The organism is Subsaximicrobium wynnwilliamsii (genome assembly GCF_007997225.1).
Taxonomy (GTDB): Bacteria; Bacteroidota; Bacteroidia; order Flavobacteriales; family Flavobacteriaceae; genus Psychroserpens; species Psychroserpens wynnwilliamsii.
The window spans coordinates 34,873-61,781 of record NZ_VORM01000015.1 but is presented as its reverse complement, the minus strand read 5'-3'; the positions used below and the strand labels follow the sequence as shown (position 1 = coordinate 61,781).

The following is a 26,909-nucleotide window of genomic DNA, read 5'->3' as shown; positions in this document are numbered from 1 at the left end:
CGGTTGGTCAAATTGATTTTGATTGGTATTTTCCTTAAGTAAGTTTTAATTTGAGTGGACTAAAATAGCAAAAAAACCGAAAGCTCTATGAAATATAGGCTTTCGGTTTTAGTGAATCAAAAGTTAAAATGTATTAGTCGCGACCACCAAAAACGGCCATTGCCCAATATAGTAAAGACGCCAAGGCGCCAATGGCTGCCACGAGATAAGTTCTTGCCGCCCATTTGAGCGCATCTTCAGAGCTTTTATATTCTTCGGGCGTAAGCATATTTCCAGTTTTCAACCACGCCAAAGCGCGATTACTGGCATCGTATTCCACAGGCAATGTGATAAAGCTGAATAAAGTCGCAAACGACATAAACACCAAACCTGCCACTGCAATCCAATACCCAAAACCTGCACCCGCCGCAGCGCCCAAGATTAAACCACCAATCACCAACCATTGTGACATGCCAGAAGTTACTGAAACTACGGGCACCAAAGCCGAACGCATTTTTAAGGCGCTATAAGCTTGGGCATGTTGCACCGCATGACCGCACTCATGTGCTGCCACTGCTGCAGCGGCTGCGTTACGTTGGTTGAAAACGGATTCACTTAAGTTAACTGTTTTGTTTTTAGGATTATAATGATCGGTCAACTGTCCTTTTACCGAAATGACCTCAACGTCTGAAATGCCATTATCAGCAAGCATTTTTTCGGCAATTTCTTGTCCGCTCATGCCATTGCGCAAATGGACTTTTGAATATTTTTCAAATTTCTTTTTCAATTTGTTGCTTACCAACCAACTCACAAGAGCGATGGCACCAATTAAGATCCAATACCCAATTCCTATTCCTCCCATAATTATTTTTCTTTTTAGAATTAGTCTATAGCAAAAAACAAGCCATTCTGATTTCTAAAATATAAAACGGAAGAAGTGTCAGTCTTGGTATTATAGGCAATTAAGCAAAAGCCTCAGCGATACCATCATACACAATTTCGCCATGCACAATATTTAAACCTTTAGCCAGAGTAGCATCTGCCTCACAGGCAGCTTCCCAACCAGTATTGGCTAACTTTAAAACATAGGGCAAAGTCACATTGGTAAGGGCTAAAGTGGATGTATAAGGCACTGCTCCTGGCATGTTGGCCACACAATAATGCACGACATCATCAATAATGTAAATAGGATCTTCATGGGTTGTGGCCTTCGTTGTTTCAAAACAGCCTCCTTGATCAACAGCTACATCAACAACTACCGTTCCTGGCCGCATCAATTTGAGCATATCCCTGGTAATCAATTTTGGGGCTTTTCCACCTTTTACCAATACACCTCCAACCACGAGATCGTGGGTTTGGATGTGCTTTCTAATGTTATATTCACTAGAAAACTCTGTAGTGACGTGACTTGGCATAACGTCATTAACGTATCTGAGCCGTTTCATATTAATATCCATGATGGTGACATGTGCGCCTAATCCTGCAGCCATTTTTGCAGCTTGCACGCCAACAACACCTGCCCCAAGAATCAACACTTTCCCTGGCGGAACTCCAGGAACCCCACCCAATAAAACGCCTCGACCTTTGATTGGTTTCTCAAGGTATTTAGCGCCTTGCTGAATGGCCATACGACCTGCAACTTCAGACATTGGAGTCAACAAAGGCAAGGTACCATCTTCATCTTCAACAGTCTCATAAGCAATACAAACTGAATTACTCTTGATCATGGCCTCGGTCAAGGTTTGGCTTGATGCAAAGTGAAAATACGTAAACAGCAATTGGTTTGATTTAATCAAGGGATACTCATAAGCAATAGGCTCCTTTACCTTGACGATCATGTCGCTTTTAGCGTAAACCTCTTCAATGCTATCAACAATTACAGCACCAACCTCGGTATACAACTTATCTGGAAATCCGCTGCCCTCTCCCGCTGTACTCTGTATAAAAACACTGTGCTTTTTTTTAGTGAGTTCAAATACGCCTCCGGGAGTCATCCCGACGCGGCTTTCATTGTTTTTGATTTCTTTTGGGATGCCAATAATCATAAGGTTACAATTTTATGAGAAGTAAAGTACAATGAAAAACAGGCTTGACCAACTAAAACCGTGGGCACTGAAAATTTTTACAGAATTCGTAGAATTTAAAGCATTGATTATAGATTTATCAAAATCAATCTAGCTAAGATCATTCATTTGCCAAGGCCACACTCACAACCATGTTTTTTTCAAAAACGATGAAAAGCTGCTCGCGTTCCGGTTTGAAAAACGAAGGAGGTGTTCCCAATCGATAGCGAAAAATATCTCGATTTTTATCAATATCCGAATATGGCTCACCTAAAAGCATTAGCACCTCTTCTTTCGATTTTTCTACTAGAATTTCGGAATCAAGCAGGTCGTCAACCATTTCATGACGCTTTGATGGCGCTCTTTTCCAGTCTTCCGCGTTAAATTGCCATTCATTAAAATAAAAGAATGACGTGGAGATCACAAAAGCAGCGAAAAAGATCACACCAACTACATCATACGGTCCCCACCTTGGGATTTTGACAATTTTATCCCACGATATTGACAATTTTTCCCGGTACGACGATGACCTTTTTCGGTACACGTCCATCGAGTTGTGCTTGGGTTTTTTCATGTGCCATTACAATTTTTTCGACCTCTTCTTTGGTAAGGCTTAATGGGATCTCCAAAGTAAATCGCGTTTTCCCATTAAAGGAAATGGGATAATTCTTGCTGCTTTCTACCAAATACTGTTCTTCAAACTTAGGGAAAGGAGCTGTTGAAATACTTTCGGCATGTCCAAATTTATTCCATAATTCTTCAGCAATATGTGGCGCATAAGGCGATAGCAGAATGAGTAAAGGCTCAAGAATGTCTTTGTGATTGCATTTTTGCGCAGTGAGCTCGTTTACCGCAATCATAAAAGTAGATACTGAAGTATTGAACGAAAAGTTCTCAATATCCTCCTCTACTTTCTTGATGGTTTTGTGCAAGGTCTTAAAAGCCTCAGCTGAGACCTCCTCTAGCCCCTCCAAGGGAGGTGAACTGATGACGCTGAAGCTTGCGTTTTCGCCTTGGTGGTAAAGTTTCCAAAGTTTTTTAAGAAAACCGTGTACTCCTGTGATGCCTGCGGTATTCCATGGTTTGGCTTGTTCTAAGGGGCCGAGAAACATTTCGTAGAGACGAAGACTGTCGGCACCATATTGCTCACAAATTGCATCGGGATTAACCACGTTGTATTTGGATTTGGACATTTTTTCGACTTCGCGACCAACGATATATTTCCCATTTTCATTAGTTACAAACTGCAATGTCTTAAAATTTTCTTGCCAACTTTTAAATTTATCAATATCGAGTTCATTGGATGAGTTAACCATTGTTACATCGACATGAATAGGAACAAATGGCGACAACTCTAAGTCCCACTCAATATTTACGTTTCCAGCATCCTTATAATGACTCAAATGTTTTTCCACTAAACTTAATATAAGCTCATCATAATTGCCCTCTATTCCCTTGAGGTATGATTCTCTAGGAATAATGTAACGCTGTATTTTATTAAGAGGCACTTCCAATTTAGGATTTATATTTTTTATTCCAACGCTGAATCCATAAACAAAAGCACTAGTCCCCAAAATCATCCCTTGATTGATCAACTTTTTAAACGGCTCTTCAATGCTTACAAATTCGCGATCCTTAAGGAACTTGACCCAAAAACGAGAATACAACAAATGGCCTGTGGCATGTTCGCTTCCGCCGATGTATAAATCGACGTTTTCCCAGTAGCTCAAGGCTTCTTCACTTGCAAATGTTTCTTCACGCTTGCTTTCCCCGTCTGCCGAAAGGCCAGGTTCCATATAGCGGAAAAAATACCAAGAGCTTCCTGCCCAACCTGGCATCGTATTCAATTCTAAAGAAAAGATAGTGGTATCATTCACTTGATCATTAGAAACCACTTGATTCGTTTCGGTACACCAAGCCCAAACATCTGCTCTTCCTAAAGGCGGCTCGCCTTCTTCGGTGGGGAGGTATTTTTCAACTTCCGGTAGGCGTATGGGCAAATGTTTAGGATCAATCATTTGTGGCATCCCGTTGACGTAATAGACTGGAAACGGTTCGCCCCAATACCGTTGTCTTGAAAACACCGCGTCTCGCAATCTGTAATTGGTCTTACCTGTACCTTGACCCAGTTTTTCAAGTTCAAAAATGGCGCGTTTAGCTGCCTTTTTATAGTTCATTCCGTTAAGGAAATCACTGTTGGTAATCACTACATTATCCTTAGAGCTGTAGGCGGCTTCGGAAATATCAACCTTATCAAAGATGTTCGGTATCGGGATTCCAAAATGTTTTGCAAAATCGTAGTCACGTTGATCCCCGCAAGGCACAGACATGACTGCACCCGTACCGTAGCCGGCCAAAACATAATCGCCAATCCAAATGGGAATGGGTTCTTTTGTAAACGGATGCTCGGCATAAGCGCCTGTGAATGCCCCAGAAATGCTCTTCACATCTGCCATGCGCTCACGTTCACTGCGTTTTGCTGTAGATTTGATATAGGCGTCAACTTCGGCTTTTTGCCCTTCTGTAACAATTTGGGAAACCAAGTCGTGCTCGGGAGCGAGGGTCATAAAACTAACACCGAAGATAGTGTCTGGTCTAGTTGTAAATACAGCAATATCCCATCCTAAATCCTTCCCCAAGGGAAGGACTTGCTCACTCCAATGCTGCTCACTCTCGTGTTTTTTATCTTTTACAGATTCCAATTGTTCTAATTCTGCGATAATAGTTTTGAGAACTGCATCGGTATTACCGAGCACTTCTTCATTGGAAAATCGAACCACTTTATAAAAATCGTTTTCCAATCGCTCAGTTCTTTTCTGATCTTCTTCTATTTGATTTTCATGGATTTTTCCATCAACCTCAATAATCAAACCTTTATCCAAACACACAAAATCAACGATAAAATCGCCAATGAGATGTTGCTGTCTAAATTTAGCCTCGATTTTTTTACTTCTCAAACACTCCCATAGTGCAGCTTCAGCCTGAGTAGGGTTTGCTCGCATTTCTTTGGCACGTTCAAGTAATAAATGAGAATTATTACCACCCGTCATATATCCAGGTCGATTATCAGAGCCCGCTTTCGCTTCCCCTTGGGGGAAGGATAGGATGGGGAATTTAACCTCAGAACCCACCGATTTCCCGATCCAGTTTTTCTGACTTTCTTTTAGACTTTCGGTCCAGTCAATGGTTTCCAAACCTTGCAGCAAACGCTCAGCATAGGCCGAGATACGCATGCTCCACTGGGTCATTTTTTTTCGCACTACGGGATGTCCGCCACGTTCTGAAACCCCGTTCACGATTTCATCATTCGCCAAAACCGTTCCTAGTGCTGGACACCAGTTTACTTCGGTTTCTGCGAGATAGGTCAATCTGTATTTAAGTAAAATCTCTTGCTGTTTTTCCGAAGAAAATTGTTGCCATTCTTCCGAAGAAAAAGTAGCGATATCATCATCGCAAACTGCCTTCACATCGGCATTGCCTTCCGAAGTAAATTTTGTGATGAGCGTGTCAACCGATTCTGCTTTATCGGTTTCGAGGTTGTACCAGGATTCGAATAATTCAATAAAAATCCATTGGGTCCATTTATAATAGTTGGGGTCGCTGGTACGCACTTCCCTACTCCAATCGAAAGAAAATCCGATTTGATCCAATTGGCGACGGTAGGTCTTGATGTTGGTTTCGGTAGTGATCGCAGGATGTTGACCGGTTTGGATGGCGTATTGTTCCGCAGGCAAACCAAAACTATCGTAACCCTGCGGGTGCAACACATTGAAGCCTTTATGCCGTTTGTAACGCGCATAAATATCACTGGCAATGTAACCCAAGGGATGCCCAACGTGCAAGCCCGCACCGCTGGGGTAAGGGAACATATCGAGCACGTAATATTTAGGTTTATCGCTGTGATTGCTGGCCTTAAAGGTTTGGTTTTTGGCCCAATAGTCTTGCCATTTTTGTTCGATATTATTAAAATCGTAATTCATTTTGCTTGCTTTTGGATCCTTTTCAAATACTGGCGACGAGCGCCATATTAATTGCGTTATGCACACAGATTGATCGCGCAAATTTAAAGGTATTACAACACATTTAAAAGTTAATCGTTCTAATACTGTGGATGAACAATTTGTTTCATAATTTCTGGTTAAAATATTAGACCGCTTTGCTTATAGAACATATAATCTAGACTAAATCGCAACTAACTGACTCGCAGAGTACATGTTTTATTTGAGCTTTGCCTGTTTAAATTATCACGAGCAGTAAAAATCTAGGTCCAAATCCAAAATAATTACAAAACTCAAAATTACTCAAACCAATATCAAATTGTATGTGTTTTTGCTCAACTATACTGTTTTGTTTTTTATTTTTACAGCGTTAATCCAAATCCTTTATGGCGTCCACTTTTGACCAGTACCAAAAACGAAAGTTAATTTCCTCGTACGTTTCCGTAGTGATCAGTATCGCTTTGGTCTTGTTTTTATTAGGCTGTTTGGGGCTTTTGGTCTTAAACGCCAAAAAAGTCGCCGATCATTTCAAGGAACAGGTGGTTGTGACCATTTATCTCAACGAATCGGCCAAGGAAGTGGAAATCAACCAGCTTGAAAAGAGCCTTGCCATGGCAGAATACACAAAAAAGACTGAATATGTCTCCAAAGAAGAAGCTGCCGAGTTGATGAAAGCCGAAACCGGGGAAGATTTTATGGATTTTGTGGGTTATAATCCGCTACAGAATTCCATAGATGTTTATCTGAAGGCAGACTATGTGACCAACGAAACCTTAGACGGAATTACAGAGGAGCTAGCCAACAAGAAATTTATTGAGGAAATTCGTTACGACAACGACTTGGTAGAACTCATGAACGACAATGTCAAGAAAATCACATTTTGGGTCTTGATCCTGAGCGGACTTTTTACCTTGATTGCCGTATTGCTCATCAACAGTTCCATAAGATTGCAGGTGTATTCCAAACGTTTTATCATCAAGACCATGCAAATGGTGGGCGCCACCAAATCGTTTATTAGGAGACCATTCATTGGTAAAAGCGTACAACTGGGCGTTGTTGGTGCTATCGTCGCACTTTTGGGGATGGGCGTTGTGCTGTATTATATGGACAAAACCTTCCCAGAACTGCAATTGCTGCAGAGCCCTGTGTTAATTGCTTCGCTTTTTATAGGTATTTTGCTCTTGGGCATTTTGATCACTGGGATCAGCACCTTTATCGCTACACAGCGTTACCTTAATTTAAAAACCGACCACCTTTATTATTAATTTTCATTTTTGTCCGATTAAGCTTTTATAAACAAAGATTTTGTTAACAGCAGCAAGCTCCTAGGCAAATTTCAAATAAAATAGCTTGCTCAAACTCTAAAAGATATTTTAAGTTTTGAAGTTAAAAATGAAAATCAGATAGGCTTAATTATCAAATGTTTACGAATCAAGTCTTATGTCTTGCAGTCCCGATAGCTATCGGGACGGTCTTAAGTCTTTGACGGACAATATTGATTAATTTTATGTTTCTATGCTGAAAAAACTCGCATGTGTACTGGCTTTGGTTTCCATTTTAGGCTGTAAGCAAGACCAGAAACTTCCAAATAATTTTGACTACGGAAGCATTAGCAATGGCGTTTATACCAACGCTTATTTTGACATGCGTTTTGCATTTGACGATTCTTGGAACGTGCAAACGCCCGAAGAAATGAACGATATTGCCAATCTTGGCACTGAACTCATCACCAACGAGGGCACAAAGCAGGCTGTAAAGGCTAATGAAATCAATACCGCCAACCTGTTTGCTGCCTATCGCTATGAAATGGAAGCTGCTGTAGCCTATAATTACTCCATCATCATCGTTGCCGAAAACACGAATATGTACCCCAAAGTGAAACGCGGTCGTGACTATCTGGATGAAGCAAAAAAAATGATGCAACAAACCGTCGTTAATTACACTTTTGAAGACGACTACAGCTCAAAAAACATTGGCGGAAAAGACTTTGACGTCATGACCGTTTCTGGGAATTATATGGATGCCTCTTTCAGCCAAAAATATATGACCACCATTTACAGAGGCTTTAGCGTATCTATCATTATCTCTTACGATTCTAACGAGCAGCTGCAAACACTTGAAAATTTAATTGATCAAATTGCCTTTACAGAAGGCAGCTCAAAAAATAAACAATGAGATTGACAAAACCTTAACGGAATTGTCCCAACAAAATCGTTACTTTGCAGCGCTTTAGTAACATTTTATTACAGAAAACAAGAGAATCATGGGAGAGCAGAAACGCAAAGAAACTTTAAAAAACGATTTTATCTTCGGTGCCAAAAACTACAAGTTCATGCTTATTGGTTTGGGTTGCATCGCGCTGGGTTTTGCCCTCATGGCAGGTGGAGGCAGCGATGATCCCAACGTGTTCAATCCTGAAATATTCAATTGGAGACGTATTAGATTAGCACCAACCTTGGTCTTACTCGGTTTTGGGATTCAAGTGTATGCGATTTTGCTAAACCCGAATAAAGACGCCGATTCTAAAAAATAGTGTGACAGTTCAGCGTTTACCTCGAAATTAACCAACCTCGAAATTAGTATTTATGAATCTCATTGAAGCTATCATCCTAGCCATCATCGAGGGCATTACTGAATATTTGCCTGTATCGTCCACCGGTCACATGATCATCGCCTCTTCATTCATGGGGATCGCTACCGACGATTTTACCAAACTCTTTACCATCGTCATTCAATTGGGCGCTATTATAGCGGTCGTGGTGTTGTATTGGAAACGCTTTTTCCAAAGTCTGGATTTTTATTTTAAATTATTAGTGGCCTTTCTGCCCGCTGTGGTTTTGGGCTTATTGCTCAACGATGTCATCGACGAGCTTTTAGAAAGCCCCATAACCGTGGCCATCTCCCTAATTATTGGCGGTTTTATCCTCCTCAAAGTAGACGACTGGTTTAAGGCCAACGAAGTTGAAGACCCACAAAACCCAGAAGCACATACTCAAATTAGTTATTTGACCGCCTTGAAAATCGGCTTTTTTCAATGTTTGGCCATGATCCCAGGAACTTCGAGAAGTGGCGCCAGCATTGTTGGTGGGATGACCCAAAAATTAAATCGAAAAACCGCTGCCGAATTTTCATTCTTTTTAGCCGTGCCCACCATGTTTGGAGCAACCGCCAAAAAGGGTTACGACTATTACCAAGCAGGTTTTGTATTGACAAGCAACCAGATCAACTATCTCATTATTGGCAACGTTATCGCTTTTATCGTGGCATTGCTTGCCATCAGATCCTTTATTGACTACCTCAGCAAAAAAGGATTTAAGATTTTTGGGTATTACCGCATTGTCTTAGGAGTGGCACTTTTGATCATTCATTTTTTCATTTACAGATTGACAACGATATGAGCACGGCCGAAGACTTTCAAAACGGACAAGTTTTACTCATAGACAAACCGTTGCATTGGACCTCCTTTCAAGCGGTCAATAAATTGCGCTGGGAAATTCGCCAAGCATTCAATATCAAGAAAATCAAGGTGGGGCATGCGGGTACATTAGATCCTTTGGCCACTGGTTTGCTTATTATTTGCACCGGCAAAATGACCAAGCAAATCGATAGTTTCCAAGGCCAGGACAAGGAATATACCGGCACTTTTGTTTTGGGTAGCAGCACAGCTTCCTATGATTTGGAGACTGAAATTGACAAGACCTTTCCTACCGAGCACATTACTGAAGATAAAATTCATGCTACCACCAAAAAGTTTATTGGCGATATTGATCAATTTCCCCCCGTGTTTTCAGCCTTGAAAAAAGACGGAAAACGGCTTTACGAATACGCACGAGCTGGCGAAGCGGTTGAAATCAAATCCCGTCGCGTGCACATTTCAGCATTTGACATTACCCATATTGAAGGCAATGCAGTCGATTTTAAAGTGGTTTGCAGCAAAGGCACTTACATTCGCTCCTTGGCACATGACTTCGGAAAGGCGTTGGACTCTGGCGCTCATCTTTCAGCTTTAAGACGCACAAAGATTGGAGAATTTGATGTAAAGGATGCGGTTTTGCCGGAAGACTTTATTGCAAGACTGAAGTAGTTAGTGGGTAGTTGGTAGTTGGTAGTTGGTAGTTGGTAGTTGGTAGTTGGTAAAATATAATTACAATCTTTTTTCTGAAACTTTTGCTTGTTAAAAAAGCTTGGCTAAAAAAAATATCCAAAACTGACGATTCCTCACACGAAATTTTGAATTCTGAATTCTGAATTTAACTAATCAACCAAACCGCCTAGAATTCTTCAGATATCAACTTTTTTCTGTACATTCCCGTATATAGGTTACTAATTGAAAACTAAATTTTTTCCGCTTGAATTTTATTGAAAAACATAAGGCTATATTCATTACCGCGCTCCTAGCAGGAACGGTAGTGCTGGGCTTGTTCAGTTTTCACTTAACCAAGACCACCGCATTTCTATCAGAGAGTTTCTACAAAATGGAGCCCCAAACCGCTCAGGAACTTGAGAAAATGGAGCGCATCAAGGAACTCGAAGCCCGGGAACAGGCCAATAGTGGCACCAACGAGGCTTACAATGAGGACAAGGCTTATGAAGAGGTCATGAATAATTTCAAATCCATGTCTAATGATAGAGAAAATGTGTCACGGGAAGTTGCAATGCCTTCCGAAGCAAGTGTGGAAGATTTAAACGATGTGCAAACCTCCAACAGCGACTACAACGCCTCAAAAAGCTATGCCATAAAGGAACAAGAACGCCATTCATTCAATAAGGCCAATGATATTCTGGCGATGCATTCTTCAGAAAAAGACAAAAAAACAAGCCTTGGAAACAAAAATAGTAGTGTTTCCTTTTCACTGGTGAATCGTACGAAAGTCAAATTGCCACCCCCTGTGTATCTCTGTGAAGTGAGCGGAAAGATTGTGGTCAACATTACCGTGGATTCTGAAGGCAATGTAACCGATACTTATATCAATTCTTCTTCATCCAGCGATAACAAATGCCTTGTTGATGCTGCATTAGAATATGCCGGAAGCGCTTTGTTTTCTAAAGATGCCAATAACAACAAGCAAATTGGGTCCATCACCTATTACTTTAAGGGAAAAAATTAAGCCCCTCAACTAGGATTCTAAACGGCTTATTCCCTATTGACTAAAATTAGATCGCTTCAAGGTCTTCTTGATTAATAATAACAGTGCATTACAAATCCAATAACTCAATAATATCGCTTATCACCGCTTGCCCTTTATCCTTATTATACCAGAGTTGCAGTTCTTCCTTGAATTCTGGAGTGATGCTACCATGTTTAGTTTTATAATTGTTAACCAATTTTGTGGCTGAAGACGGACGTGGCCCAAAAGAATGCAATACTTCACCACTGTCTTTATCGATCATGATGAGTTTTGCGATGGATTTTGCGCCATTGGTCAAAAACTGGTTCATGAGCGCCTCATTTTCATCGCGAAATACCAGTTTTAAATCGATGTACTCTGAAGCTTCCGTGATTTTATTCAGCACCGGGATCACGTGGGCAGCATCGCCACACCAGCTTTCGGCAATGACCAGCCAAATTTGAGAGCTGTTAAGGCTTTTGATTTTTACCACTTGCGCTTCAGAAAGCCTTAAAGTCTTGTCCCAGCGTTTCATTCGGCTATCGTTGAGTTTTGTGTAGTTGGCCATTTCTTCGGTTTTTTCGTGTCCGGAAGTCCTTCCTGCTTCAGCCAAATCATGCACGACTCTACGGTATTCGGGATAGCCAATGGCGCGCTCTAAACTTTCAGCAATAATTGTATCTAATGTAGCGGTGTGTTTCAAAATAAGTCTGTTTTAGGTTTGCAATTTAGCTTAGTGGCAAGTTACAACAAATGACTCTTGTCATAAAGCCTTACCTTTTCGGGACAATACTCAACTAAAGACGAAAGGTTACCCTAAATCTTACTATTTTTGAATACAATAATTAGCTATGGAAAAACCGAGATGTGGCTGGTGCCAAGGTGATGCTTTATATAAAGCCTATCATGACCAGGAATGGGGCGTTCCCGTAAAGGATGATGCCACTTTTTTTGAATTTCTCGTTTTGGAAACCTTTCAAGCGGGTTTGAGCTGGATTACGATTTTGCGCAAACGCGCCCATTTTCGAGCTGCTTTTGATGGCTTCGATTATATAAAAATCGCCAAATATGATCAGGAAAAAGTGGACGCCTTACTTAAAAATGAAGGCATTGTAAGACATAAATTAAAAGTCCAGTCCGCAATTACCAACGCACAAGCCTTTATGGATATCCAAGAAGAATTTGGATCATTTACAAAGTACATTTGGGATTTTGTGGATGGATCACCGCTGAAAAATAAGTTGGAAAACCATAAAAATGCGCCTACCAATACCCCGTTGAGCGATGGCATTAGCAAAGACCTCAAGAAACGCGGATTCAAATTCGTGGGCTCCACCGTGATGTATGCATTCTTGCAAGCCACGGGTTTAATTAACGATCATGAAATAAATTGTTTTAGATATGATGAAGTTTAGACTGATCGTGCTACTGCTAGGTTGTTTTATGCTGAAGGTATCTGCACAGAAAAAAAACGAAAAAGAATCACGAATCGAGCTTTCCAATTTTCCTAAGGAAGCCCAGGTACTTTTGCAGCAGCTTCCGGAAGGCACAAAACGCATCCGTTTTTACAAGGAAACAGATGGCGATAAAACGAGCTATGAAAGTAAATTCAAATACAAAGGACATTGGTATAGTCTAGAATTCAACCCCAACGGAAAACTTGAGGACATCGAGAAGAAAATTAAACCTTCTAAAATTCAAAAGCAGCAAATGTTGGCCATAGAAGACTATCTCAAAAATAATTTTGAGAAATATGATTTCATCAAAATACAAGAACACTATAGATACAATGGCAACATGGTTGTAAAAGTCTTTATGGATAGGGTGATTTCAGAAAAACACCAATTTCAGCCCAGCTATGAAATCATTGCCTACCTTAAAACTGATAAGAAATGGCTATTGAAAGAACTAACATTTGATCCAACAGGCACATTCATCAAAGCACGCCAATTAACAGTAAAAAGCTATGAGTACATCCTGTACTAAATATATTATCGGGCTGTTATTGTTAGGTCCTCTGTTTGGTTTTTCGCAGAAGCATTTAGAAATGTTCACCGAAAATATTTTTTCTATCAACCATGATTTCAGCGATACCTACAGCACCAATTTTGAGCTAGGAACACGGGCGTTTCTGTATACCAATCAAGAAACCCTATTTAAAACGAGGCAGCTGGAACTAAGCCATTTTTCAACCCTAAGACTCAATTTGAAAAGTAGTATAAGCTTAGGTTTGAAATTGAGAAACCGCGATTGGTTTGAAGACTCCAGCAGTGAGATTCGTCTAACCCAGCAATTCAACACCAAAACCTTACTCAGCACACTCCGGTTTGGGCATCGATTTAGAAGTGAGCAGCGCTTTTATGAAGATGAAACTGTTTTTAGATACCGTTATCGCCTAGCCCTAGATGTGCCGCTGCAAGGTTTAAAATTGGATGTTGGTGAAACCTACTTCGTTTTGTACAACGAAGCTTTATGGAGCATATCCAAAATCTCAAAACCTGAATTTGAATACCGTATTTCGCCAAGTATAGGGATTTTGCTTAGCAAAGACCTTAATTTGGAATTAGGGTTGGAATACCGTTTAGACAAACTCAATATGAATACCGATCATGAGTTGTTTTTCAATACATCGTTAGATTTGAAACTTTAGATCACTTAAAATCTATTCCAAATACTTCAAAAACGCAGCTCTTGGTATGTCTTTCGCGCCCAAACTTGCGAGATGGTTGGTATAGACTTGGCAATCAATGAGCTTATACTCGCTATTTTGAATAAAACTGATAAAACCCACTTTTGAAGCATTGCTCACTTTTGCAAACATGCTCTCTCCACAAAACAGGCCATTACCAACATCAACGCCATAAAGGCCGCCAACCAATTCTCCATTTTGCCAGACCTCAACCGATTTTGCATAGCCCAATTCATGTAATTTCAGATAAGCCGCTTTCATGGTATTGGTAATCCAAGTGCCCGGTTGCCCAGCGCGCTTCATTTTGGAACAGGTGTCGATCACTTGTTCAAAATCATGATTTACACTTAGCTCAAAATTCGCATTCCGCAGCACCTGTTTCATACTTTTGGAAACTTTCAATTGCTCCGGAAACAATACAAACCGCGGATTTGGCGACCACCACAAAATAGGTTCATCACTATCAAACCAAGGGAAGATGCCGCTTTTATAAGCCAAGACTAAACGCTCGGGCGACAAATCGCCACCAATGGCAAGAATGCCTTCCGCCGAAGCCTGAGAAACATGAGGAAATGATAAGGTTTCATCTAAAAACACCATAAAATAGCAAAATTACAATGTGCTCAAAATAAGATTTAAGTTTTGAATTTGGAAAGAATCATACTAAAATCGTCGAAGCTTGAAACCATCGGCATACCATGGGAATAATTCGCGCAAAGAAATAGGCGCTCTAAATTTAGCCTAGAAAAAGGCTATTGAGGAAGAAGACAACAGTTCTAATATTCCCCTCGGTCTAAACTTTAAGGTCGCAACAGCAACTTTTTGAGTTTCCGTTGGTTTTTTGACCTCTTTATGGCGTTCCCAACCTTCGTGCTATAACCCTATTTTTTCAAATGCCGCACTAGCCATTAGTGGCCACGACCTACTCATAGAAAAGTTCATCACAAAATCATTTGAGTCAGTTTTGGTTTATCCTATTCATCATTACCAACATCACTACGAAACTAAAAAATTCGTGATCCCGATGCTGTGGGAGTATCAATCTCTGCTGCCCTCCTTTTTTCCCAAGAACCCAACGCTATTTTATCAAAAAACCTTAATTTCGCGACTTGATTAGAATCCAGTTACCATGAGCGCTAAATTTCCTGAATCTAAAGGACTTGACTTACCAAAAGTCGCAGAGAACATTCTTAAGTATTGGCAAGAGCACGACATCTTTGAGAAAAGTGTGACCTCTCGAGAAGGCCAAGAACCCTATGTCTTTTTTGAAGGCCCACCATCTGCCAACGGATTGCCAGGCGTTCACCACGTTTTGGCACGAGCCATAAAGGATATTTTTCCGAGGTATAAAACCATGAAGGGTTTTCAGGTCAAACGAAAAGCAGGTTGGGACACCCACGGTTTACCCATTGAGCTTGGTGTAGAAAAAGAATTAGGCATTACCAAGGAAGATATTGGTAAAACCATTTCTGTAGAAGACTACAATAACGCCTGCCGCAAAGCAGTGATGCGCTACACCGACGTTTGGAACGACCTTACCCAAAAAATGGGCTATTGGGTAGATATGGAAGATCCCTACATTACTTACGAGCCAAAATACATGGAGACTGTTTGGTGGCTGCTCAAGGAAATCTATAATAAAAAACTCATTTATAAAGGCTATACCATTCAGCCTTATTCACCAAAGGCAGGCACTGGCTTGAGTTCCCACGAGCTTAACCAGCCGGGAACCTATCAGGATGTGACCGATACCACAGTTGTGGCACAATTCAAAGCGAATGCAGATACTCTCCCAGACTTTCTTCAAGACGAAGGCGATATTTACTTTTTAGCATGGACCACAACGCCTTGGACGCTTCCCAGTAACACCGCTTTGACCGTTGGGCCAAAAATCGAGTATGTGTTGGTAGAAACTTATAACCAATACACTTTTGAACCTATGAACGTGGTTTTGGCAAAAAACTTAGTCAACAATCAGTTCTCTGGCAAGTTCTTCGAGGTTATGTCCAAACCGGAATTGCTGGATTATAAGCATGGCGATAAAAAAATTCCGTTTCATGTGGTGAAATCCTTTTCGGGCAAGGATTTGGTAGGCATTACTTACGAGCAATTATTGCCTTATGCCTTACCAAATGACCATGCTGAAAATGCTTTTAGAGTGATTTCAGGAGATTTCGTAACCGTAGATGATGGTACAGGAATTGTACATACGGCGCCAACTTTTGGTGCAGACGATGCCTTGGTGGCAAAACAGGCCTCCCCAGAAATCCCACCATTATTGGTCAAGGATGAGGACGGGAACTTGGTGCCTTTGGTCGATTTACAGGGACGCTTCCGAAAAGAAGTGCAAGATGAAATTTACGGTTTTGCAGGCGAATATGTGAAATCGGAATATTTATCTGAAAGCGAATTGACTTCAGAATTAAAAAAACAACAAGAGAGTTTAGAGTCTATCATTTCGAACCTAAAGAGCTACATGAGCGTTGATGAGCGTTTGGCGCTTAAACTGAAGAATGAAAACAAAGCCTTCAAGGTCGAAAAATACAAGCACAGCTACCCAAATTGCTGGCGCACCGATAAACCCATTCTCTATTACCCATTAGATTCCTGGTTCATCAAGGTAACCGATGTCAAAGAGCGCATGGTGGAACTGAACAAGACCATCAACTGGAAACCAGAATCTACCGGCACAGGGCGTTTTGGCAATTGGTTGGCCAATGCCAATGATTGGAATCTGTCACGATCCAGATATTGGGGCATCCCATTACCAATTTGGCGTACCGAAGATGGAAAGGAAGAAATATGCATCGGTTCGGTCGAGGAATTGAAGCATGAAATGCAAAAATCCGTAGAGACGGCATTCATGCCATCTGACATTTACGCAGATTTCGAAATCGGAAACAATTCCGAAGAAAATTACGCCAAGATCGATCTGCATAAAAACATCGTTGATGCCATTATTTTGGTATCACCAAGCGGTAAAAAAATGTACCGTGAAGCCGATTTGATTGACGTTTGGTTCGATTCAGGAAGTATGCCGTATGCACAATGGCATTATCCATTCCAGAATAAGGAGAAAGTTGAAAAAATCTGGAGGAAGGCCGATTTCATCGCCGAAGGTGTAGATCAAACCAGAGGTTGGTTTTACACGCTTCATGCCATAGCGACCATGATTTTTGATGATGTAGCCTACAAGAACGTCGTCTCCAACGGATTGGTGCTTGATAAAAACGGACAAAAGATGTCCAAACGTTTGGGCAATGCGGTGGACCCGTTTACAACTTTAGACACCTACGGCGCCGATGCCACGCGTTGGTACATGATTAGCAATACCAACCCTTGGGACAACCTGAAATTTGATTTGGAAGGCATTGAGGAAGTGAAGCGCAAATTCTTCGGAACACTTTACAACACCTATTCCTTCTTTACTTTATATACCAATTTAGATGGTTTCGCTTACGCGGAAGACGATATTCCGTTGAACGAGCGTCCGGAAATAGACCGATGGATCTTATCAGAGCTGCATACCTTGATCCAGAAAGTGGACGATTATTATGCCGATTACGAGCCTACCAAGGCTGCACGAGCCATTTCAGACTTTACCCAAGATTATTTGAGTAACTGGTATGTGCGTTTGAGCAGAAGGCGTTTTTGGAAAGGCGATTACCAGGCCGATAAAATCTCAGCATACCAAACGCTTTACACCTGTATGGTCACGATAGCAAAATTGGGTGCGCCTATCGCTCCGTTTTTTATGGATAAATTGTATTTGGATCTCAACTCGGTCACCAAAAAAGAAGACTTTGAAAGCGTTCATTTGGCAGAATTCCCAAAATTTGACAGCGCATTTGTTAACAAGAGCTTAGAACGGAAGATGGAAAACGCACAAATCATCTCCTCTTTGGTATTGTCTTTACGAGCAAAAGAGAAAATAAAAGTTCGCCAACCCTTGCAAAAAATCATGATCCCTTTTGATAACGACACTCAAAAAGAGGAGATTTTAGCAGTCGCAGACCTCATTAAGTCTGAAGTTAATGTAAAAGCAATCGAAGTTTTGGAGGATGAAGCAGGCATACTGGTAAAACAAATCAAACCGAATTTCAAGGTTTTAGGGCCTCGTTTTGGAGCCGATATGAAAGCTGTGGCTCAAGCTGTTAATAACTTTGGCGCCAAAGAAATCAAAATTATCGAGCAAAACGGTAGTTTAGAAGTCCAAATCAACGGAAAAAGCATTATATTGGAACGCGGTGATGTAGAGATTACCTCACAAGATATTGAAGGTTGGCTCGTGGCAAGTTCAGGGCGATTGACCGTTGCATTGGATGTGACGTTGACTGAAGCATTGAGAAAAGAAGGCATCGCTAGAGAATTGGTAAATCGCATACAAAATCTTCGGAAGGATTCGGGATTTGAATTGACCGATCGCATTTCAGTAAAATTTAAAACAGACGAACATATTATTAATGCAATAGACAGCAACTTAGAATATATAAAAACCGAAACATTAACCGATTCACTTGAAGTTTTAGAACAGCTTGACGAAGGCATAGAAATCGCTTTTGATGAGGTAAATACTAAATTGTTTATTGAAAAAATCTAACACCATGACACAAGAAAATACAGAACGCTATTCCGATAATAATTTAGGCGAATTCAAACTATTGATCCAAGATAAAATAGTAAAAGCGCAACGTGATTTGGACCTTATCAAAAGTGCCTATATGAACGATGGCGACAACGGAACAGATGATACCTCCCCAACTTTCAAGGCTTTTGATGAAGGCAGTGCGGTTTCCAGCAAGGAGTCTAACTCCCAATTGGCGATTAGACAAGAGAAATTTATTCGTGATCTCAAAAATGCCTTAATCCGCATTGAGAACAAGACTTATGGCATTTGCAGAGTCACAGGCAAATTGATCAATAAAGAGCGTTTAAAGCTCGTGCCTCACGCTACCTTAAGTATCGAAGCTAAAAACATGCAATAATAAAATAGCCTAAAAGATTGAAATCTTAGGATTACCATTGAGAACATGGGATTACAAAACTTTATATCACAATCGCTTTAATGTAAATTAAGGCGATTGTTTTTTTAGATACCACTCGCACAATTATGTCACTTAAAAAAGCCACGATTTTAATCTTCGTTATTTTGCTGATCGACCAAATAAGCAAATTCTACATCAAGACCCATTTTGCACTGCATGACAAAATTGTGGTTTTTAATTGGTTTCAAATCTTATTTGTCGAGAATGAAGGCATGGCCTGGGGCACTAAGATTAGTGATTTTATACCGGGTATTAGTGATAGGACCGCGAAGGTCTGTTTGACGGTGTTTCGTATTTTTGCGGTGTTTGGTATTGGGTATTGGTTGGTGAGATCGGTTAAAAACCAGAGCAGTCGTATCTTAATTTTTGCCATCGCACTAATCTTGGCAGGAGCCTTGGGCAATATCATCGACTCGGCATTCTACGGCATCATCTTCGATTCCAGTCAAGGCCAAATTGCCACATTTTTACCAGCACATGGTTATGACACGCTATTTCATGGCAAAGTGGTAGACATGCTGCACTTTCCCATGTGGAGTGGCTTTTTACCCGAGTGGATACCCCTTTTCGGCGGAAAGTATTTTACGTTTTTTGAGCCTGTGTTCAATGTTGCCGACATGGCGATAAGCTCTGGCATTGGGATATTGATCTTTTTTAATAGGAAGGCATTTCAAGAAGATGAAGAAGAAGCAGTGAAACAACCCAACGTTGCCCCAAAATAAATCCCCGCCGCAGTCAAGGCCAGAGTGCATTGAAATCGCTAAAACCGATACACCTCCTCTGGCGTCACACAATAATCCAACTTGATATCGGTATCAAAAACCTCTTCAATCTGCGCTTCAGCCCTGAAAAAGGAAAGCCCGATCTTGATGGTTTCTGGTCTGCATTGGCTCAAGAACCTATCGTAAAACCCTTTGCCATAACCAATGCGGTGTCCGCTGTTATCAAACGCCAATAGGGGCACAAAAACCACATCAATTTTTGAAGTGTCAATGGCAATGCCATCAATAGGTTCTGGGATGTTGTGTTTGTTTTTTTTGATTCGGGTGCCATCGGTCAATAAAAAGTGCTGCATCTCTTGGGTTTCAAAATCGCTTTTAGAGAGAACAATGTGTTTGTCCTTGCCAGAAAGAATGTTGAGGATATAATCCGTATTGATCTCGTTGAATTCTACGATGCTCAAGAAAATATGATAGAAGTCGTGAGACCAAACCTCAAGCCTTAGCAATTGATTGGCAATTTTGAGACTGAGTTCTTCGACGTCTTCAGGTGAGAGTGACTTCCGAAGCACTTTATAGGTTTTCCGTAATTCTAATTTGGTCATTGTTGACGTCTAATGATAGGTGAAAAATGGCATCGCCCTGGTAAATGATGGGAGACTCATTGATATTGAACACATAGCCAGCATTTGGCGCTTTTACAAAATGGTTGAAACTGCCATAGGGATCGGTAATGTTACCCAAAACATCGCCCTTCTCTACGTACGAATTGATGAGCACCGAGGATTTGAACATGCCCGAGAATTTCGCCCGTACCCATTTGCTTTCCTTAATCTTGATACACGGATTTTTAGGCGCAGACACCTTGAACTTTGCACCCAGCATGCCCAGATGGTTCAAGACCCGCTTGGCACCATTAACGCCAGTATTGGTAATGGAATTATCGATGTTAAAGGATTTTCCGCCTTCAAAAAGCAAAATAGGAATACCCAGTTTTTGACAGGTATTTCTGAAAGATTTACTAAGGTTGTTGGAATACAGAATAAAGGGCGCGCCGAAAACATTGGCCAATTCCTCAAGTTTGGGGTCGTCTTGCACAATCCTAACCTGTGAGGCGTTGAATCGTCCAGCACCACCAGTATGGAAATCCATTACCAAATCGGCATGCGGTAAGATCTCGGTCACCAATTGAAACGCCACGCGACTTGCCAAAGACCCACCTTGAATCCCAGGGAACACGCGGTTAAGGTCGCGACCATCGGGAAACTCACGATCCATGTGAATAAATCCAAACACATTGATCACGGGAATACAGATGATGGTTCCAATCTTAGGTTTATTGATCCCCTTGGCAATGATTTGTCTCACAATCTCCACCCCATTGATCTCATCGCCGTGAATGCCCGCTGTGATCAAAACCGTAGGTCCAGGTTTTCTGGAGCGCGCAATGATTATAGGCACATCAATACGGTTCTGGGTATGCAATTTGGCCACATTGAAACTTAAGGTTGCACTGCTGCCCTTAGCGACTTTCACGCCTAAAATATCAAGTGCGTCTTCTAGTTTGGCCTCTTTTTTACCCATGTATTTTTTATATTCTTAATTAGTCCTATTCAAGTAATCTTCGATCGCAGTCGCAGTATTCAGTCCTCAGTTACCAGTTCACAGTCTTCAGTTTCCCTAAAAGCCACATTCAGAAAAAACGAGAATTCTATTACATAGCGTCTATAGTCTATGCTCTATTTTCTTTTTTTCTAAGCTCTAGCCTCTTTTTTCAAACGTTCCGCTCAATAAAACGAATGATGGTTTTCGCAATATCTTTTTTGGTAGCGGCTTCAATGCCTTCCAAACCCGGGGAGGAGTTCACTTCCAAAATAAGTGGCCCACGTGCCGATTGCAGCATGTCTACCCCACAAATGCCCAATCCCAAGGACTTGGCGGCCTTTAAGGCTGCATTTTCCTCCTCATCAGTCAGTTGAATGATGTTTGCGCTTCCGCCTCTGTGTAAATTGGATCTAAATTCGCCTTCCTTACCTTGACGCTTCATGGCACCCACCACATTGCCATCTACCACAAATGCTCTAATATCGGCACCTTTAGATTCCTTGATGAATTCTTGCACAATCACACGAGCGTGTAAACCGTTAAAAGCTTCCAAGACTGATTCGGCTGCGTTATTGGTTTCAGCCAAAACGACACCTAAGCCCTGCGTACCTTCTAACAATTTAATGACCAAAGGAGCACCACCCACGTATTTGATCACTTCGGCAACATCTTTTGTGTAATTTGAAAACACGGTTTTTGGCATTCCCAATCCGGCTCTTGAGAGCACTTGCAAGCTTCTCAACTTATCACGCGATCTTACCAATGCCTGGGACTCTACCGTAGAAAAGACTTTCATCATTTCAAATTGACGCACCACAGCGGTGCCATAGAATGTAACGGAGGCACCAATCCTTGGGATTATGGCATCAACACCCTCCAAAGGTTTTCCTTTGTACAACACTGCGGGATTTTTCTTTTCGATGATGATTTCACACTTTAAGGGGTCAATGACTTCTACCGTATGCTTGCGCTGTTTTGCAGCTTCCACCAAACGTTTGGTAGAATATAAATGAGGGTTCCTAGACAGGATAACGATGTTCATAATGGATGGTGTTTGATGGATTTATTTTTCTAATTTTTTAGTCTTCTCTTTATGGGATAAATGCTTAAGATCAACATCTACCATGAACTTTTTCAACAAAAATTTACGCCCGATTAAGATAGGGTATTTCATGTCATCACGATCACTCAAGGTCAAATAGATACGGTATTTTTTGTCGAACAAAATGACCGAGGTCTTTACTTTGTAACGCTGTTGCACAATACCATTGCTGCTTTTTACTTTGGTGGTGGTAAAATTTCTGAAAACGATTTTCTTACCATTGTATAAGGGGTGTTTCTTGTCGTAAAACAAGCATTTGAGCGCGCCATCCTCCTCATAAAACTTATGGCAGTGTATGGATGAGGTATAAGCTCCAGTATCAATTTTTATGTCGATGTCAAATAGATCCAGCGTAGGGAAATCGGCTTTGTCTATTCTTCCAATTATTTTTTTGGGCATAATGATGCATAAAGTAGTGCCGCAAGTTAGTGAAAATGAATTTCGACGAGGTATTTAGCAGTCATTTTTTTCGATTAAAAACTGCTATTTTAAATTTTTAAATAGTCCTTTTGAGAATTTTGATTTTATCGTGATGGTCTTTTGTGCGAAGCTAAAATTTGGGTAAAGACAGTGCTATTGAAATATAGATTTTTAATGAGAATTAAGGACGTTTTTTTAGAAACGATATTCCAATTTTAGAAGTACAAATCTTGGCAAAAGCCTGTACTCGGTCGTTGATGAGCCAATGTCACTTATGGAGAAGGTTTTAAATCGTGCTGTATTGAACAGGTTTTTGCCCGATAAACCAATAGTAACTTTATTTTCAATGAGTTTACAACGAGCGTCGAAATCTAAAAAATAATAGCTTTTATCTGTCTGTAAATTTCCAAAATAATAACGTTCGGTCTGTAGCTTAATGTCAAGCCTCTTGTTAAATACAAAAGACAGATCCAGAAAACTGATGTTATCGGTAAACTTATTATGGATTGTTGTTTGAATTTTAGTTGTTGTCCATTTTGTACCAACATGATAATTGAATAGGCCTTTAAAGCCAGAGCGCAGTTCAAGACCATACTTGTAGTTATTTGATGTTATTTCTCTTAAACCTGAATTGTTAACAAGGTTTTTGAAGTCACTTTGAGTATATCCCAAATCCAGTTTTAGGTTTGAGGATAAAAATTTAAAGTAGTAGTCTAGTTTTGAGTTGATGCTGATGAATTCCCGATCTTTGATCAGTATTTTTTCTGACTGAATATAATTTTGCGCAATCTGAGTATTGGTTGAAAAGAAATCGTGGTTTTTGCTATAAATTAAAAACGTATTGGCAAAAAACCGATCGCTCCAGTTGCCCAATTGGTAATTAAAAATTAGACTTGAGGCGTCCAATTGATTGAAGCCGCCAGTGCCTTTTGAAAAGGAACGAAATCCCGTCAAGACAAAATCGCTGTAAACATCCAAAATTTTGGCATTGGTAGTGTTGTAGGCATAAGACGATATAATTTTGTTCTTGTTGTTTATTGTCCAGTCTAAGCCAATACTTGGGTTTATGAAAAATGGATTTTGACTTGCAGTGCTTTCATTGTTTTGCAATTGGTTAAAAAACTGGTGTAGATCTAATTTAGCGGTTAGACCAATATTTTTAACTTCAAGACGATACTTACTTTTAAAGTATAAATCATTGACTTGATAATTCGTTTGGTTTTGATACCTTTCAGGCTGATTTAAAACGGTGCCATCTTCCAAAAGTGAAAAGCGGGTTAACAACCTATCTTTTCTATAGGTATTGCCCACTTGCAACTCCAGCAAATTACCATTTTCCTTACGATCCAACAGGTGCGCATTTATACCCGCAAATTGCATTTGGATATTGCTAACTTGGGCAACTTTATTGGCATCTAAATTTTCAGGAAACAACTCTTGGTAAAAAAATTGGTTTAGCTCATACTGCTGCGGTGCACTTTCATCAATAAAGCGTCCTGTGATTAAGAACGCTTTTTTAGCCTTAAACTTGTTGGTATAGCTTATTTTTTGGTCAAATAATTTATTTTGATGCTCAAGATTTTCTAATGTTGAGCTGCCGTTGAAGATCAGATTGGAATTATCATCAAAATTACCTCTATTAAACTTTGTGGTGGCTTCAAGCATTTTGGTTTTGGAAATGTTGTAAGTTAGGTCTAGCTTTCCAAAGGCTATGCGTTTTTTATTTCGCAGTTTAAAGTCTTCGGTATTTGTAAAATTTGCGCCGCTCACTTTTACATTATCAATACTATTTCTAAAAAAATCGTTCTCGTCCCAATTGAAAAAACCTAATGTTTTTATCTTCAATTTTTCGGTAGGATTAAAAATGGCATTTAATGAAAGCAATTCGGCATTATTGAAATTTGTTCTGCTTTCTTTAAAATTGAGTTGGTTTGGCGATAAATTTAAAAGTGAGCTCAAAGTCTGGTCGTCGCCGAGGCTTGCAGGGGCGTTTGATCTATAAGGTCTAATTAAACTCTCGATGTCACCCGTGGCATCGTAACCAGTACTGTTTAAATTGGTTAAAAAATAGTATTTGTTCTTTTTGCCAAAGTTCATTAAGTTGCCTTTAAGCTCATAAAAGCTATCGTTACCAACTCCAAGTTGAAGATTTCCAAACCAGATGCGTTTGGACTTTTCGTCTAACTTTAAATTTAAAGCTACTTTGTTGCTTTCCTCAACACCTTTGAGAAAGCGGTTATTGGAGTAGTTTTTAAGAATTTCGACGGCCTCTATGGGGTAGGCCGGCATGTTTTTTGATAGAATTTTATAGCCTTTTTCAAAGAGATCATCGCCATCAACCATGAGTTTTTCAATTTCCTGGTTGCCTATTTTGATGGTGCCTTCGCTATCAATCTGAACTCCAGGTATTTTTTTTAGTAAATCTTCTATTGTTTGCTCGCTACCTTGCCTGTAAAATTTGGTCTTAAAAGTAATCGTATCCTTTTTTATAGACATCGGTACGTTCGCATTTATGATTACTTCCTTTAGATTAGTCGTTCTCTCTATCAAAACGACATCAATTTCAATCTTACTTTGTTTCGGCTTCAACATTACAGGAATGATTTTAGTTTCATGTCCAAGCGATGTAAATACTAAATTGAATTGACCGTATCTGTCTGCTTTTAATTGATAATTCCCATTATCGTCAGAGTAGGTATAAGCAACTATTGACTTTGAGATGCTATCTTTTAAGATAATGTTGACGGAATATAGATGGTCGTTATGGTCGCTGATATGACCAGAAATATTTATCTGAGCGAAGCATAAGTTTTGAACAGTAAAAAATACCACTAATGAGAAAACATGAATTTCCTTTCGATTATTCCCATTCATATTTAAGTTCAAATCCTTCTCTTTCATATGGCGCAACATTTTGAATATTTGCTTCTCTGCCCAATTTTGCCATTGCGTATTTAAGCATAAGAACATTCTCGTCTTGTTTTTTCTCAACATACGCTTCAATCGAGAGTGATTTCCCTATAAACGCTTTGGAATTAATAATGTTTTCAATATTTAAGTCGGATGTCAATTCCACTTTTAAGGCTATTGATTTAATTTGTCCCGTCTTGTCTTGAAACTCCAAAATTGCGCCAGGCAATCCGCTTAGTTTCCAAGGCCCAAATCTTGTTGGAATATCTTCGGTAAACCAAACAATATAACTTCTACCTCTAAAGTAGCCTACCGCTTTTTGACAATTAAAATTTTTTATCTTTTTCTTTTCTTCTGTTAGCTTCCATTCTATTTTCGGAAGTATTTCAACAACCTTATAGGGTTCAGCTGCTATTATTTGTTGTGATTTTAAAGATTGTGTTTTAGATGAGGCAACATAGAATTCATCAATATCAACATTTATCACAAGCTCATCAGATTTATTTGATGTTTTCTCGCTTTTTTCTTTAAAGTCTGGTGTAAGGCTATTTGTCTCAAAACTATTTGTTTCCAAGTAAATGGACTGATTGTCATCAAAATATAAAGACCAATGCCTTTCAACGGGATCGCCTAAATTGAGTGTTTCTTTGTATTTTATGACACCTGAAATATTTTGACCAAAAGCACAAAATGTTGATAATAAGAAAATTAAACTAAACTTTTCCATAGCTGAATCTTTTAAAATACTATCTCAAAAAATCAGATTTTTTGAGATAGCTAAAATATTATTGTTCGTTGATTGTTAGTACCGCTGTACCGCTACACCCGGGTTCTGCGGTATAAACGCTCCCGTGTAAGGTACGAGTTCCATCTTTGTGTTTCGTTTGAACGATAATAAAACAAGGCCCTTCGGCGGCTTTGGCATCAACCAAATTCTTTTTTTCATTATTTTCAGATGATTCTTCTAATTTATCTTTACTATTGATAGACGTTTCTTCACAAAAATCATTAGCAAAAGCAAAAGTTCCAACTAGCATAAAAGCCAGCGCAAAAAATAAATTTTTCATGTGTTTAGATTTTGTGACCTACTTATAGTAGGTCGAATAAAATTAAATTAAGAGAAACTTAGAATATTGAGAAACTAAAAAAAACGAGAAACATAAGTAATAAAAAAAACAGGCACCTGTTCATATTGCAATACTATGTTGTCCATTTAAGAATTGAACAGTTTCTCAGGTGTCCAATCCGTTTATATCCAACAATTCAAAGAT

General features: G+C 39.9%; 25 protein-coding genes. 12 read left to right on the top strand and 13 right to left on the bottom strand.

From position 1 onward, the window contains the following. Positions 1-133 precede the first annotated feature (133 nt). From ESY88_RS13070 to ESY88_RS13055, 4 genes are all read right to left on the bottom strand, one after another. Positions 134-841, bottom strand: a complete 708-nt coding sequence (locus ESY88_RS13070; RefSeq protein ID WP_147087199.1) for a zinc metallopeptidase — start codon at positions 839-841, stop codon at positions 134-136. Between the two features lie 100 nt (positions 842-941). Further along, entirely contained in the window at positions 942-2,024 is a 1,083-nt protein-coding gene (gene ald, locus ESY88_RS13065; protein ID WP_147087198.1) for an alanine dehydrogenase, read from the bottom strand. 139 nt (positions 2,025-2,163) lie between these two features. Beyond that, entirely contained in the window at positions 2,164-2,550 is a 387-nt protein-coding gene (locus ESY88_RS13060; protein ID WP_147087197.1) for a hypothetical protein, read from the bottom strand. Next, complete coding sequence (locus ESY88_RS13055) at positions 2,531-6,022, bottom strand: leucine--tRNA ligase (protein ID WP_147087196.1); 3,492 nt, start codon at positions 6,020-6,022, stop codon at positions 2,531-2,533. The genes ESY88_RS13060 and ESY88_RS13055 overlap by 20 nt, the downstream gene beginning before the upstream one ends. A 404-nt stretch (positions 6,023-6,426) precedes the next feature. On the opposite strand from ESY88_RS13055, the gene ESY88_RS13050 reads away from it, so the two are divergent. The 6 genes from ESY88_RS13050 (at position 6,427) to ESY88_RS13025 (ending at position 11,148) form a co-directional block, all read left to right on the top strand. Beyond that, positions 6,427-7,305 carry a cell division protein FtsX gene (locus tag ESY88_RS13050; RefSeq protein WP_147087195.1) on the top strand — a complete coding sequence of 293 codons (879 nt, stop codon included), beginning with the start codon at positions 6,427-6,429 and terminating at the stop codon, positions 7,303-7,305. Between the two features lie 250 nt (positions 7,306-7,555). Continuing rightward, positions 7,556-8,215, top strand: coding sequence for a hypothetical protein (locus ESY88_RS13045; RefSeq protein ID WP_147087194.1), 660 nt, complete (start codon positions 7,556-7,558; stop codon positions 8,213-8,215). Positions 8,216-8,303: 88 nt separating this feature from the next. Further along, positions 8,304-8,573: a DUF3098 domain-containing protein gene (locus tag ESY88_RS13040; RefSeq protein WP_147087193.1), complete on the top strand. Its 270-nt coding sequence runs from the start codon at positions 8,304-8,306 to the stop codon at positions 8,571-8,573. A gap of 52 nt (positions 8,574-8,625) precedes the next feature. Continuing rightward, entirely contained in the window at positions 8,626-9,438 is an 813-nt protein-coding gene (locus ESY88_RS13035) for an undecaprenyl-diphosphate phosphatase (RefSeq protein ID WP_147087192.1), read from the top strand. Then, a complete protein-coding gene (gene truB / locus ESY88_RS13030) occupies positions 9,435-10,124 on the top strand; it encodes a tRNA pseudouridine(55) synthase TruB (RefSeq protein WP_147087191.1) in 690 nt (229 codons plus the stop codon). Before ESY88_RS13035 ends, truB begins: the two co-directional genes overlap by 4 nt. A 265-nt stretch (positions 10,125-10,389) precedes the next feature. Continuing rightward, positions 10,390-11,148, top strand: a complete 759-nt coding sequence (locus ESY88_RS13025; RefSeq protein ID WP_147087190.1) for an energy transducer TonB — start codon at positions 10,390-10,392, stop codon at positions 11,146-11,148. 88 nt (positions 11,149-11,236) lie between these two features. Here the strand turns inward: ESY88_RS13025 and ESY88_RS13020 are convergent, their stop codons facing one another. Next, positions 11,237-11,851 carry a thioredoxin family protein gene (locus tag ESY88_RS13020; protein WP_147087189.1) on the bottom strand — a complete coding sequence of 205 codons (615 nt, stop codon included), beginning with the start codon at positions 11,849-11,851 and terminating at the stop codon, positions 11,237-11,239. A gap of 148 nt (positions 11,852-11,999) precedes the next feature. Here ESY88_RS13020 and ESY88_RS13015 point away from each other — a divergent pair, with 148 nt between their 5' ends. From ESY88_RS13015 to ESY88_RS13005, 3 genes are all read left to right on the top strand, one after another. Continuing rightward, entirely contained in the window at positions 12,000-12,563 is a 564-nt protein-coding gene (locus tag ESY88_RS13015; protein WP_147087188.1) for a DNA-3-methyladenine glycosylase I, read from the top strand. Further along, on the top strand, positions 12,550-13,134 hold the full coding sequence (locus tag ESY88_RS13010; RefSeq protein WP_147087187.1) for a hypothetical protein: 585 nt from the start codon (positions 12,550-12,552) through the stop codon (positions 13,132-13,134). Before ESY88_RS13015 ends, ESY88_RS13010 begins: the two co-directional genes overlap by 14 nt. A 61-nt stretch (positions 13,135-13,195) precedes the next feature. Further along, positions 13,196-13,798, top strand: coding sequence for a DUF2490 domain-containing protein (locus ESY88_RS13005; protein ID WP_147087186.1), 603 nt, complete (start codon positions 13,196-13,198; stop codon positions 13,796-13,798). A gap of 12 nt (positions 13,799-13,810) precedes the next feature. Here ESY88_RS13005 and aat read toward each other — a convergent pair whose 3' ends face one another. Continuing rightward, the gene (gene aat, locus ESY88_RS13000) at positions 13,811-14,437 is read right to left on the bottom strand and encodes a leucyl/phenylalanyl-tRNA--protein transferase (RefSeq protein WP_147087185.1); all 627 of its coding nucleotides are present in this window, start codon (positions 14,435-14,437) and stop codon (positions 13,811-13,813) included. 529 nt (positions 14,438-14,966) lie between these two features. On the opposite strand from aat, the gene ileS reads away from it, so the two are divergent. The 3 genes from ileS (at position 14,967) to ESY88_RS12985 (ending at position 19,604) form a co-directional block, all read left to right on the top strand. After that, entirely contained in the window at positions 14,967-18,437 is a 3,471-nt protein-coding gene (ileS, locus tag ESY88_RS12995) for an isoleucine--tRNA ligase (protein ID WP_147087184.1), read from the top strand. 4 nt (positions 18,438-18,441) lie between these two features. Next, complete coding sequence (locus ESY88_RS12990; RefSeq protein WP_147087183.1) at positions 18,442-18,822, top strand: TraR/DksA family transcriptional regulator; 381 nt, start codon at positions 18,442-18,444, stop codon at positions 18,820-18,822. Positions 18,823-18,947: 125 nt separating this feature from the next. After that, positions 18,948-19,604 (top strand): lipoprotein signal peptidase, encoded by a 657-nt coding sequence (locus ESY88_RS12985; protein WP_147087182.1) that lies wholly within the window; start codon positions 18,948-18,950, stop codon positions 19,602-19,604. A gap of 38 nt (positions 19,605-19,642) precedes the next feature. Here ESY88_RS12985 and ESY88_RS12980 read toward each other — a convergent pair whose 3' ends face one another. The 7 genes from ESY88_RS12980 to ESY88_RS12950 all read right to left on the bottom strand — a co-directional run bounded on the left by ESY88_RS12980 (position 19,643) and on the right by ESY88_RS12950 (position 26,705). Next, a complete protein-coding gene (locus ESY88_RS12980; protein WP_147087181.1) occupies positions 19,643-20,206 on the bottom strand; it encodes a 5-formyltetrahydrofolate cyclo-ligase in 564 nt (187 codons plus the stop codon). Continuing rightward, positions 20,175-21,185, bottom strand: coding sequence for a succinylglutamate desuccinylase/aspartoacylase family protein (locus tag ESY88_RS12975; protein WP_147087180.1), 1,011 nt, complete (start codon positions 21,183-21,185; stop codon positions 20,175-20,177). Before ESY88_RS12975 ends, ESY88_RS12980 begins: the two co-directional genes overlap by 32 nt. Before the next feature lie 190 nt (positions 21,186-21,375). Next, positions 21,376-22,248: a 30S ribosomal protein S6--L-glutamate ligase gene (rimK, locus tag ESY88_RS12970; RefSeq protein ID WP_147087179.1), complete on the bottom strand. Its 873-nt coding sequence runs from the start codon at positions 22,246-22,248 to the stop codon at positions 21,376-21,378. A 21-nt stretch (positions 22,249-22,269) separates the two neighbouring features. Beyond that, entirely contained in the window at positions 22,270-22,707 is a 438-nt protein-coding gene (locus ESY88_RS12965; protein ID WP_147087178.1) for an ATP-dependent zinc protease family protein, read from the bottom strand. Positions 22,708-22,923: 216 nt separating this feature from the next. Beyond that, positions 22,924-25,629, bottom strand: a complete 2,706-nt coding sequence (locus ESY88_RS12960) for a carboxypeptidase-like regulatory domain-containing protein (RefSeq protein ID WP_223270822.1) — start codon at positions 25,627-25,629, stop codon at positions 22,924-22,926. Beyond that, the gene (locus tag ESY88_RS12955) at positions 25,589-26,365 is read right to left on the bottom strand and encodes a GLPGLI family protein (RefSeq protein ID WP_147087176.1); all 777 of its coding nucleotides are present in this window, start codon (positions 26,363-26,365) and stop codon (positions 25,589-25,591) included. Before ESY88_RS12955 ends, ESY88_RS12960 begins: the two co-directional genes overlap by 41 nt. 58 nt (positions 26,366-26,423) lie before the next feature. After that, positions 26,424-26,705 (bottom strand): hypothetical protein, encoded by a 282-nt coding sequence (locus ESY88_RS12950; RefSeq protein ID WP_147087175.1) that lies wholly within the window; start codon positions 26,703-26,705, stop codon positions 26,424-26,426. Between the last annotated feature and the right edge of the window lie 204 nt (positions 26,706-26,909).